Origin of the sequence: Paracoccus zeaxanthinifaciens ATCC 21588 (assembly GCF_000420145.1) — a bacterium.
Taxonomy (GTDB): domain Bacteria; phylum Pseudomonadota; class Alphaproteobacteria; order Rhodobacterales; family Rhodobacteraceae; genus Paracoccus; species Paracoccus zeaxanthinifaciens.
In genome coordinates this window covers 108,586-119,391 of sequence record NZ_ATUJ01000004.1, presented here as the reverse complement: position 1 = coordinate 119,391, position 10,806 = coordinate 108,586, and the positions used below count along the sequence as shown (strand labels likewise).

Annotated in this window: 9 protein-coding genes; 6 read left to right on the top strand and 3 right to left on the bottom strand. The window is 65.9% G+C overall.

Annotated features, from left to right (window positions below):
* Positions 1–152 precede the first annotated feature (152 nt).
* The 4 genes from recA to F804_RS0105450 all read left to right on the top strand — a co-directional run bounded on the left by recA (position 153) and on the right by F804_RS0105450 (position 5,196).
* Positions 153–1,226: a recombinase RecA gene (gene recA, locus F804_RS0105465; protein ID WP_022706745.1), complete on the top strand. Its 1,074-nt coding sequence runs from the start codon at positions 153–155 to the stop codon at positions 1,224–1,226.
* A gap of 159 nt (positions 1,227–1,385) precedes the next feature.
* The gene (gene alaS / locus F804_RS0105460) at positions 1,386–4,043 is read left to right on the top strand and encodes an alanine--tRNA ligase (RefSeq protein ID WP_022706744.1); all 2,658 of its coding nucleotides are present in this window, start codon (positions 1,386–1,388) and stop codon (positions 4,041–4,043) included.
* Positions 4,040–4,336 carry a DUF1330 domain-containing protein gene (locus tag F804_RS0105455; RefSeq protein ID WP_022706743.1) on the top strand — a complete coding sequence of 99 codons (297 nt, stop codon included), beginning with the start codon at positions 4,040–4,042 and terminating at the stop codon, positions 4,334–4,336. Before alaS ends, F804_RS0105455 begins: the two co-directional genes overlap by 4 nt.
* A gap of 65 nt (positions 4,337–4,401) precedes the next feature.
* Positions 4,402–5,196: a class II glutamine amidotransferase gene (locus F804_RS0105450; protein ID WP_022706742.1), complete on the top strand. Its 795-nt coding sequence runs from the start codon at positions 4,402–4,404 to the stop codon at positions 5,194–5,196.
* Here F804_RS0105450 and F804_RS15745 read toward each other — a convergent pair whose 3' ends face one another.
* Together F804_RS15745 and gatB are read right to left on the bottom strand one after the other, a co-directional pair.
* Entirely contained in the window at positions 5,197–5,436 is a 240-nt protein-coding gene (locus F804_RS15745) for a DUF4177 domain-containing protein (protein WP_051142294.1), read from the bottom strand.
* A gap of 50 nt (positions 5,437–5,486) precedes the next feature.
* Complete coding sequence (gatB, locus tag F804_RS0105440) at positions 5,487–6,998, bottom strand: Asp-tRNA(Asn)/Glu-tRNA(Gln) amidotransferase subunit GatB (protein ID WP_022706741.1); 1,512 nt, start codon at positions 6,996–6,998, stop codon at positions 5,487–5,489.
* A 275-nt stretch (positions 6,999–7,273) separates the two neighbouring features.
* On the opposite strand from gatB, the gene F804_RS0105435 reads away from it, so the two are divergent.
* Entirely contained in the window at positions 7,274–7,882 is a 609-nt protein-coding gene (locus tag F804_RS0105435) for a lytic transglycosylase domain-containing protein (RefSeq protein WP_028725649.1), read from the top strand.
* 54 nt (positions 7,883–7,936) lie between these two features.
* Here the strand turns inward: F804_RS0105435 and F804_RS0105430 are convergent, their stop codons facing one another.
* Positions 7,937–9,322 (bottom strand): dipeptidase, encoded by a 1,386-nt coding sequence (locus F804_RS0105430; protein ID WP_022706739.1) that lies wholly within the window; start codon positions 9,320–9,322, stop codon positions 7,937–7,939.
* Between the two features lie 162 nt (positions 9,323–9,484).
* Between F804_RS0105430 and hemA the strand changes: the two genes are divergently transcribed.
* Positions 9,485–10,714, top strand: coding sequence for a 5-aminolevulinate synthase (gene hemA, locus F804_RS0105425; RefSeq protein WP_022706738.1), 1,230 nt, complete (start codon positions 9,485–9,487; stop codon positions 10,712–10,714).
* Positions 10,715–10,806 lie beyond the last annotated feature (92 nt).

Below are 10,806 nucleotides of genomic sequence, written 5' to 3'. Positions count from 1 at the left end.
CCGCCTATGCTTGGCGGGCGGATGGGATGTTAACCAAGATCATCTTGAAATCGTCTGTGAACTGTCGCATCTATGGGCAGAACAAGAAGCGAACATCCACCGGTGTTTTGATTGCCCCGAACGGGGGGCTGTGGAATAACAAGGATGATTGAATGGCACAGGCGAGCATTTTCGACATGACTGACAAACGGACTGCCGACAAGCAGAAGGCCCTCGACAGCGCCCTGGCCCAGATCGAACGCCAGTTCGGCAAGGGCTCGATCATGAAGCTTGGCAAGGACAGCCCCGTCGCCGAGATCGAGGCGACCTCGACCGGCTCGCTTGGCCTCGATATCGCGCTTGGCATCGGCGGCCTGCCGAAGGGCCGCATCATCGAGATCTTCGGGCCGGAAAGCTCGGGCAAGACGACGCTGACGCTGCACGTCGTGGCCGAGGAACAGAAGAAGGGCGGGGTCTGCGCATTCGTCGACGCCGAGCACGCGCTGGATCCGCAATACGCCAAGAAGCTGGGCGTGAACCTGGACGAGCTGCTGATCAGCCAGCCCGACACGGGCGAGCAGGCGCTGGAGATCGTGGACACGCTGGTCCGCTCGGGCGCGGTGAACCTCGTGGTGGTCGACTCGGTCGCGGCGCTGACGCCCAAATCCGAGATCGAGGGCGACATGGGCGACATGCAGATGGGCAGCCAGGCCCGCCTGATGAGCCAGGCCATGCGCAAGCTGACCGCCAGCATCGGGCGCAGCAACTGCATGGTGATCTTCATCAACCAGATCCGCATGAAGATCGGCGTCATGTTCGGCAGCCCCGAGACGACCACGGGCGGCAACGCGCTGAAGTTCTATGCCTCGGTCCGCCTGGACATCCGCCGCACCGGTTCGGTCAAGGACCGCGACGAGGTGACGGGCAACACGACCCGCGTGAAGGTCGTCAAGAACAAGGTCGCGCCTCCGTTCCGGCAGGTCGATTTCGACATCATGTACGGCCAAGGCATCAGCAAGGTCGGCGAGTTGATCGACCTGGGCGTGAAGGCCGGCGTGGTCGAGAAGTCGGGCGCCTGGTATTCCTATGGCGACGAGCGTATCGGCCAGGGCCGCGAGAACGCCAAGCAGTTCCTGCGCGACCGCCCCGAGATCGCCTATGCGATCGAGGATAAGATCCGCGCCAGCCACGGGTTGGAGTTCGGCATGGATGGCGGCGAGGGCGACGACGCCCTGACCGAGGACTGACCGGGAACCGATCGACCGGTAAACCGCACGAACGCCGGGCCATGTGCCCGGCGTTCTGCGTTCCGCCCGTCCGCGATTGCTGGACAGCGCTGCGGGGGGCCGTTAGACCATCCGGCAAACCGGTCTGCCGGCACAGTACTCATTGCATGAAGGCCCGCCATGCCCAGCTTGAACGATATCCGTTCCACCTTCCTCGGCTACTTCGAAAAGAACGGCCACCGTGTCGTCGACAGCAGCCCGCTTGTTCCGCGCAACGACCCGACGCTGATGTTCGCGAATTCGGGGATGGTCCAGTTCAAGAACCTGTTCACCGGGGTCGAGACGCGCGACTACAACCGTGCGACCAGCGCGCAGAAATGCGTCCGTGCAGGCGGCAAGCACAACGACCTGGACAATGTGGGCTATACCGCGCGGCACCACACCTTCTTCGAGATGCTGGGCAATTTCAGCTTCGGCAACTACTTCAAGACCGAGGCGATCCCCTATGCCTGGGAACTGCTGACCAAGGAATTCGGCATCCCGAAGGAAAAGCTGCTGGTCACCGTCTATCACACCGATGACGAGGCCGCGGATATCTGGAAGAAGGTCGCGGGCCTGTCCGACGACCGCATCATCCGCATCCCGACCAGCGACAATTTCTGGCAGATGGGCCCGACCGGCCCCTGCGGTCCCTGCACCGAGATCTTCTTCGACCATGGCGACCACATCTGGGGCGGCCCTCCGGGTTCGCCCGACGAGGATGGCGATCGCTTCATCGAGATCTGGAACATCGTCTTCATGCAGAACGAGCAGTTCGAGGACGGCTCGATGCGCGCGCTGGACATGCAGTCGATCGATACTGGCATGGGGCTGGAACGCATCGGTGCGCTGCTGCAGGGCAAGCACGACAACTATGACACCGACCTGATGCGCAGCCTGATCGAGGCCAGCGCGCATGCGACCAGCGCGGATCCCGACGGTCCGGGCAAGGTGCATCACCGCGTCATCGCGGACCACCTGCGGTCCACGAGCTTCCTCATCGCCGATGGCGTCATGCCCAGCAACGAGGGGCGCGGTTACGTCCTGCGCCGCATCATGCGCCGCGCGATGCGTCACGCCCACATCCTGGGCGCACAGGACCCGCTGATGCACCGCCTTGTGCCCTCGCTGGTCCACCAGATGGGCGCGGCCTATCCCGAACTGAACCGCGCGCAGGCCCTGATCGAGGAAACGCTGCGGTCCGAGGAGACGCGCTTCCGCCAGACGCTGGACCGCGGGCTGCGCCTGCTGGACGACGAACTGGGCAAGCTGCCCGAAGGTGCGAACCTGCCGGGCGAGGCCGCGTTCAAGCTGTACGACACCTATGGCTTCCCGCTGGATCTGACGCAGGACGCGCTGCGCGAGAAGGGCCGCGCCGTCGATACCGAGGGCTTCGACAGCGCCATGGCCGAGCAGAAGGCCAAGGCGCGCGCCGCCTGGAGCGGCTCGGGCGAGACGAAGGACGCCGCGATCTGGTTCGAGCTGGCCGAGGAGCACGGCGCGACCGAATTCCTGGGCTATGACACCGAAGAGGCCGAGGGCCAGGTTTTGGCGCTGGTCGCCGACGGTGCTGCAGTGACCGAGGCCGCCGAGGGCGCAAGCATCGCCATCGTCGTCAACCAGTCGCCCTTCTATGCGGAATCGGGCGGTCAGGTCGGGGATACCGGCCTGATCAAGACCGAGACCGGCGCGGCACGCGTGACCGACACCAAGAAGGTCGCGGGTGTCTTCCTGCACCAGGCCGAGGTGACGATGGGCACCATCGCGCCGGGGCAGGGCGCGCAGCTTTCGGTCGATCACGACCGTCGCGGCGCGATCCGTGCGAACCACTCGGCCACGCACCTGCTGCACGAGGCGCTGCGTCGCGCGCTTGGCGATCACGTCGCGCAACGGGGCAGCCTGAACGCGCCGGACCGCCTGCGCTTCGATTTCAGCCACAACCATGCCGTCACCCCCGAAGAAATGTCGCGGATTGAGGCCGAGGTGAACGAATACGTCCGCCAGAACAGCCCGGTCGTGACGCGCATCATGACGCCGGACGATGCCCGCGCGATCGGCGCGCAGGCCCTGTTCGGCGAGAAATACGGCGACGAGGTTCGGGTCGTGTCGATGGGCGCGCAGGACGGCAGCGGCAAGGGCACGGACGGCCGGACCTATTCGCTGGAACTGTGCGGCGGTACGCATGTCGCGCGCACCGGCGATATCGGCGCCTTCGCGCTGCTGAGCGACAGTGCGTCCAGCGCGGGCGTGCGCCGGATCGAGGCTCTGACGGGCCAGGCTGCGATGGACCACCTGCGCGACGCCGACCGCCAACTGGGCGAGATCGCAGGCATCCTCAAGGCACAGGCGGGCGAGGTCGTGAACCGCGTCAAGGCGCTGTCGGACGAACGCAAGGCGCTGGCCAACGAGGTCGCGCAGCTGAAGCGCCAGCTTGCCATGGGTGCCGGTGGCGCATCCGAGGCCGAGGAGATCGCGGGCGTGAAGTTCATCGGTCGCACGGTCGAGGGCGTCGGCGGCAAGGAGCTGGGCGGCCTGGTCGATGACATGAAATCCCAGCTGGGCAGCGGTGCGGTTCTGGTGCTGGCCGAAGCCGATGGCAAGGCCACCGTTGCGGCCGGGGTGACCGCGGATCTGACGGATCGGATCAGCGCGGTCGCTCTGGTCCAGGCGGCGACCGCGGCGCTTGGCGGCAAAGGCGGTGGCGGCCGCCCCGACCGCGCACAGGGCGGCGCCCCCTCGCTTGCGGCCGCGGAAACCGCGTTCCAGGACGCACGCAAACTGATCGAGGACAGCAAATGACCGCACTCTGGATTGCAAATGTTCATGTGACGGATGCCGAAGCCTATGGCCGCTATGCCAAGGCTGCGGGTCCGGCGATCGAGGGCCATGGCGGGGTTTTCCTTGCCCGTGGGTCCCGTCACCGGCAGCTCGAGGGGCGCGATCGCGCGCGCAACGTCGTCGTGCGCTTTCCCAGCCTTGAGGCCGCTGTTGCCTGCTATGAGAGCAGCGAGTACCAGGCCGCGCTGGAACATGCCAAGGGCGCGAGCGAACGCGACCTGGTGATCGTCGAAGAGGCACCCGCCGCGACGTAACCGCGTGCCAATGCCTGCCCCGTCATGCTAGGACTGTCGCAAAGCAGTCATGATGGGGCAGTGCCATGTGCCGTTGGGCCGCCTATGTGGGCCAACCGATATTCCTGGAAGACATCGTCAGCCGACCGGCGCATTCGCTGATCCGGCAGAGCCAGGGCGCGACGCGCTGCCCGACGCCGGTGAACGCGGACGGGTTCGGGCTTGCCTGGTACGGCGAACGGCCCGAGCCGGGTCTGTACCGCGATGTCATGCCTGCATGGTCCGACCCCAATCTTCGCAGCCTTGTCGGGCAGGTGCGGTCCGGCCTGTTCCTTGCGCATGTGCGGGCCTCGACCGGGACGGCGACCAGCCGGAACAACTGCCATCCCTTCGCGGTGGGGCGCTGGTCCTTCATGCATAACGGGCAGTTCGGCGGCTATGACAGGTTCCGCAGGCAGGCCGATGCGCTGATCGCGGATGCGCAATACGGCCACCGCATGGGCGCGACCGACAGCGAGGCGCTGTTCCTGATCGCGCTTGGGGCGGGGCTGGACGAGGATCCGAAATCCGCGTTGGAGATCGCGATAGGCCGGTTGACCGCCCTGGCGCGAGAGCGGGGCGAGGCGCCGCATATGCGTGCGGCCTGTGCGCTGTCGGACGGTCGACGGCTGTTCGCCCTGCGGACGGCCAGCGACGATCACGCGCCCTCGCTCTATTATCGGTGGTCGAACAGCAGGCAGGGTTTCGCCGTCGTCTCCGAACCGCTGGAGCAGGACCAGGCGGACTGGATCGAGGTGCCGCCCGGCAGTTTCTGCACCTTCGACCGCGCGCAGGTCAGGATCGAGGATTTCGCCCCGATGCGCCTGACACGCGCGGCGTGATCAGCGCTTCTTCGGGCGACGGAACACCAGCAGGTTGTGATAGGTCGTGACGCGCCCGGTCAGGCCGCTGCGTTCCTCGCTCGGCAGGGCCTCGGCGCGCAGGTATTCCCAGCCCTCCGCCGCCATGCGGTTCAGCTCGGACGTGACGGCCAGCGCATAGCGGTCGGTCGCGGTCTTGGCCTGGCTGTCCTTTTCCCCGCGCGAGGGGGCGGGAATGACCGTGTATTCAAAGGCGTCCATGCGTCCTCCTGAAGGGAAAGCCGCCGCGGTCGCCCGCGGCGGATGCGGGGTCAGCCGTTCAGCTTCTTCGCGACCAGTTCGTTGACGGCGGCGGGGTTGGCCTTGCCGCCCGTGGCCTTCAGGACCTGGCCGACGAACCAGCCTGCGAGCTTCGGGTTGGCCTTGGCCTTCTCGACCTGCGCGGGGTTCGCGGCGATGATCTCGTCGACCGCGGCCTCGATGGCGCCGAGGTCGGTGACCTGCTTCATGCCGCGGGCCTCGACGATCTCGGCCGGGTCGCCGCCTTCGGTCCACAGGATCTCGAACAGGTCCTTGGCGATCTTGCCCGAGATGTCGCCCTTGGCGATCAGGTCGATCACGCCGCCCAGTTGCGCCGCCGAGATGGGCGAGGTCTGAATGGTCAGCCCTTCCTTGTTCAGGCGGCCGAACAGCTCGTTGATGACCCAGTTCGCGGCCATCTTGCCATCGCGCCCCGAGGCGACCGCCTCGAAGAAGTTCGCGCTCTCGACCTCGGCGGTCAGGACGCCCGCGTCGTATTCCGACAGGCCCATATCCTTGACGAAGCGCGCCTTCTTCTCGTCCGGCAGTTCCGGCATGTCGGCGGCGATGTCGTCCACCCATGCCTGCTCGATCTCGAGCGGAAGCAGGTCGGGATCGGGGAAGTAGCGGTAATCATGCGCCTCTTCCTTGGACCGCATCGAGCGCGTCTCGCCCTTGTCGGGATCGTAGAGGCGCGTTTCCTGCACGATCTTTCCGCCATCCTCGAGAATGGCGATCTGGCGGCGGGCCTCGTAGTCGATCGCGGCCTGGATGAAGCGCAGCGAGTTCATGTTCTTGATCTCGCAGCGGGTGCCCAGATGGCCGAAATCGCCGGTCTCCTGGTATTTCTCATAGGCGCCGGGCTTGCAGACGCTGACATTGACGTCGGCGCGCAGGTTGCCGTTCTGCATGTTCCCGTCACAGGTGCCCAGGTAACGCATGATCTGGCGCAGCTTGCCGACATAGGCGGCAGCCTCTTCGGGGCCGCGGATGTCGGGGCGGCTGACGATCTCCATCAGGGCGACGCCCGTGCGGTTCAGGTCGACGAAGGACATGTTGGGATCCATGTCGTGGATCGACTTGCCCGCGTCCTGTTCCAGGTGGATGCGCTCGATGCGGACGCGGCGGGCGATGCCCGGTGCCATGTCCACGATCACCTCTCCCTCGCCCACGATGGGGTGATAGAGCTGGCTGATCTGATAGCCCTGCGGAAGGTCGGGATAGAAGTAGTTCTTGCGGTCGAAGGCGCTGAACAGGTTGATCGCGGCCTTCAGGCCCAGACCCGTGCGCACGGCTTGCGCCACGCAGAACTCGTTGATGACGGGCAGCATGCCGGGCATTGCGCTGTCGACGAAGGCCACGTTGCTGTTGGGTTCGGCCCCGAATTCGGTGGACGCGCCCGAGAACAGCTTGGCCTTCGAAGCCACCTGCGCGTGGACCTCCAGCCCGATCACCAGTTCCCAGTCGCTTGTCGCGCCCTGGATCACCTTGGGCTCGGGTGGGGTGAAGGTCAGGTCAAGCATCGGCGCCTCATTGCGTTCTATCGGTCTTGGCGGGCTTCTACGCGATGGCGCGGGGCTTGTCACGGGCCGCAATGACGCCCGCGATTCGAGCGCACCCGCCAAGCACGAAAATCGCGCGCATTCTAACGAATGCGGGATTTCGCCGGGCCTTGGGCGGGATTGCGTCACGCATCGCCGGCGATTGGCGTGATCTTGCCGAGCCTGCCACGCCAAGCTTGCGGGATTCCGCGGGGTCGATAATCAGGACGGCGACGAAACAACCCGCCGAGGTCCGAATGCGCATCGCGCTCTCTCTTGCCGCACTGGCCGTTGCCACTGCCTGCACCCAAACCCCGAAGGCCGAGGTAAAGGCCGAGGTCCAAGTGCAGGAGATGGCCCTGGCGCAAACGCCTCCGATGCGGTGGGGACAGCAGGGATCCAGCGAATGGACCCGCGCGACGCTGGCGGCACTGGACCGCGAAGGGGCGACGATCCTGTCGCAGGTGCCCCAGGACATCAACGAGTATTGCCCCAACTATCGCGAGCTGACCCAAACGGGCCGCCGCGCGTTCTGGGCGGGCCTGCTGTCGGCGGTGGCCAAGCACGAAAGCACCTACAACCCGCAGGCTTCGGGCGGCGGCGGCCGCTGGCTGGGGCTGATGCAGATCGCGCCCGCGACCTGGCGGCATTACGGTTGCACCGGCAACATCAAGAACGGCGCGGACAACATGTCCTGCGCGGTCAAGATCATGTCGCACCAGGTCGGGCGCGATAACGCGGTCGCACATGATGGCGACGGCTGGCGCGGCGTTGCCCGCGACTGGGCGCCGATGCGCAGCGACCGCAAGCGGGCCGACATCGCGGCATGGACCTCGTCGCAGAGCTACTGCTCGACCGAGAGCTGAGAGATAATCGAGCGGGGGACGAAGAAGGGGCGGTGAGAACACCGCCCCTTTCCCTTATCGCAGCGCGGCAAGGATGCGCGCCCAGGACCGCGCGCCCTTCTCGAAGCTTTCGAGGTCGTATTTCTCGTTCGGCGAATGGATGCGGTCGTCATCCTTGGCAAAGCCGATCAGCATCGTGTCCATGCCCAGCATCCGCTTGAAATCGCCCGCGATGGGGATGGACCCGCCCGCGCCGATGAAGACGGCCTCTTGTTGCCATTCGTCGGACAGCGCCTCGCGGGCAAGGCCGAAGGCGGGATCGGTGATGTCCATGACGCTGGCCGGGCTGGCACCGTGGTCGTGGAACTCGACCCGGCAGTCGTCGGGGACGAAGCTGCGGACATGCGCCTGGAACGCGTCGCGGATCTTCGCGGGGTCCTGCTGGCCGGTCAGGCGGAAGCTGACCTTGGCGCGGGCCTCGGCGGGCAGGACGGTCTTGAAGCCATCGCCCGCATATCCCCCCGCGATGCCGTTGATCTCGGCAGTGGGGCGGTTCCACTGCATTTCCAAGGGCGTGCGGCCCTTTTCACCGATGGGGGTCTTCAGGCCGACACCGCCAAGGAAGGCCTGCGCGTCGAAGTTCAGCGCCTCCCAGTCGCGGGCCAGCTGTTCGGGCAGGTCCTCGACCCCGTCATAGAAGCCGGGCAGGGTGACGCGGCCATCCGCATCCTTGAGCGCCGCAAGCGCCTGCGACAGCACCATGATCGGGTTCGCGGCCAGCCCACCGAAGGCGCCCGAATGCAGGTCGCGATCGGCGCCGCGGATCACGACCTCCTGGCCCACCAGCCCGCGAAGCTGGGTGGTGATCGCGGGACGCCCGTCGGAATAGCGGCCCGTGTCGCAGATCAGCGCGATGGATGCCGACAGCTCGTCGCGATGCGCATTCAGGAAGGGCAGCAGCGACGGAGAGCCGGATTCCTCCTCGCCCTCGAACAGCAGCACCAGGTCGGTGGGCAGGGTGCCGTGGACGGCCTTCCACGCCCGCAGCGCCTCGACGAAGGTCATCAGCTGGCCCTTGTCGTCGGACGCGCCGCGCGCGCGGATCACCGTGCCGTCGGGCGTGTCCTGCAGTTCGGGATCGAACGGATCGCGGTCCCACAGGTTCAGCGGATCGACCGGCTGCACGTCGTAATGGCCGTAGAACAGCACCGGACGCGCATCGCCCGAAGGCGTGTGCGCCACCACCATCGGATGGCCGGTCGTGTCGTGCAGCTTCGCATCCAGCCCCAGATCCGTCAGTTCGGCGACCAGCCATTCGGCGGCGCGGCGGACCTCGGGGGCGTATTCCGGGTCGGTCGAGATCGAGGGAATCCGCAGCAGTTCGAACAGCCGCGAGAGCGCTTCCTCGCGCCCCTTGTCAAGCTGCGTCAGGATGTCGCCAAGCCTTGCGTCGATGCCCATGAAACCTATCTTTCCACTGTTTTTGTTGGGTTTGACGAGGCATCTTTTACCGGATGCATCGTTTTTAGACTGTCACTTCGGCGCTTTGACCTCTATCAAGGCGGCAACGCGCGTGATCGCAGATGATCGCACCCAGCCAGGTTACGCAAGGGAACGCCCGCCATGAATTACGACGCTGCTCTGGATTCTGCCATTGCACGGCTTCACGACGAAGGGCGCTATCGCACCTTCATCGATATCGAGCGTGACAAGGGCCGTTTCCCCCAGGCGGTCTGGAACCGTCCGGACGGGCAGAAGCAGGAAATCACGGTCTGGTGCGGCAACGACTATCTGGGCATGGGCCAGCATCCGGCGGTTCTGTCGGCCATGCACGAGGCGCTGGACGCCACCGGCGCGGGATCGGGCGGCACGCGCAACATCAGCGGGACGACCGTCTATCACAAGCGCCTCGAAGCCGAGCTGGCCGATCTGCACCACAAAGAGGCCGCGCTGGTCTTCTCCAGCGCCTATATCGCCAATGACGCGACGCTTTCGACGCTGCCCAAGCTGTTCCCGGGCCTGATCATCTACTCGGACGCGCTGAACCACGCCTCGATGATCGAGGGGATCAAGCGCAACGGCGGCGCCAAGCGCATCTTCCGCCACAACGATCTGGACCACCTGCGCGAACTGCTGGAAGCCGACGACCCTGCCGCCCCCAAGCTGATCGCGTTCGAGTCGATCTATTCCATGGACGGCGATTTCGGCCCGATCGAGGCGATCTGCGACATTGCCGAGGAATTCGGTGCCCTGACCTATCTGGACGAGGTTCACGCGGTCGGCATGTACGGCCCGCGCGGCGGCGGGGTGTCCGAACGCGACCGCCTAACGGGGCGGATCGACATCATCAACGGCACGCTCGGCAAGGCGTTCGGCGTCTTCGGCGGCTATATCGCGGCCAGCGCCAAGATGTGCGACGCGGTGCGGTCCTATGCGCCGGGCTTCATCTTCACGACCTCGCTTCCGCCGGCGGTGGCTGCGGGTGCTGCGGCCTCGATCGCGTTCCTGAAGACGCCCGAGGGGCAGAAGCTGCGCGACGCCCAGCAGCTGCATGCGCGCATCCTGAAGATGCGCCTGAAATCGCTTGGCATGCCGATCATCGACCATGGCAGCCATATCGTGCCGGTCCATGTCGGGCACCCGGTGCATTGCAAGGCGCTGTCCGACATGCTGCTGCGCGATTTCGGCATCTATGTCCAGCCGATCAACTTCCCGACCGTTCCGCGCGGGACCGAGCGGCTGCGCTTCACGCCCTCGCCGGTGCACGATCCCAAGCAGATCGACCACCTGGTGCGCGCGATGGACAACCTCTGGTCCCAATGCGCGCTGAATCGTGCCGAATTGAGCGCCTGACGAAATCTGCCCGTGAACTGCTCTCGCCGCCGTGATAACGTGTTGGTAAAGAAGCTGGCCTAATCTCCGATTCGGAGTGGGCCATAGGGGCG

Coding starts and splice junctions, on each gene's coding strand:
- recA (WP_022706745.1), top strand. CDS start 153: ATGGCACAGGCGAGCATTTTCGACATGACTGACAAACGGACTGCCGAC.
- alaS (WP_022706744.1), top strand. CDS start 1,386: ATGCCCAGCTTGAACGATATCCGTTCCACCTTCCTCGGCTACTTCGAA.
- F804_RS0105455 (WP_022706743.1), top strand. CDS start 4,040: ATGACCGCACTCTGGATTGCAAATGTTCATGTGACGGATGCCGAAGCC.
- F804_RS0105450 (WP_022706742.1), top strand. CDS start 4,402: ATGTGCCGTTGGGCCGCCTATGTGGGCCAACCGATATTCCTGGAAGAC.
- F804_RS15745 (WP_051142294.1), bottom strand. CDS start 5,436: ATGGACGCCTTTGAATACACGGTCATTCCCGCCCCCTCGCGCGGGGAA.
- gatB (WP_022706741.1), bottom strand. CDS start 6,998: ATGCTTGACCTGACCTTCACCCCACCCGAGCCCAAGGTGATCCAGGGC.
- F804_RS0105435 (WP_028725649.1), top strand. CDS start 7,274: ATGCGCATCGCGCTCTCTCTTGCCGCACTGGCCGTTGCCACTGCCTGC.
- F804_RS0105430 (WP_022706739.1), bottom strand. CDS start 9,322: ATGGGCATCGACGCAAGGCTTGGCGACATCCTGACGCAGCTTGACAAG.
- hemA (WP_022706738.1), top strand. CDS start 9,485: ATGAATTACGACGCTGCTCTGGATTCTGCCATTGCACGGCTTCACGAC.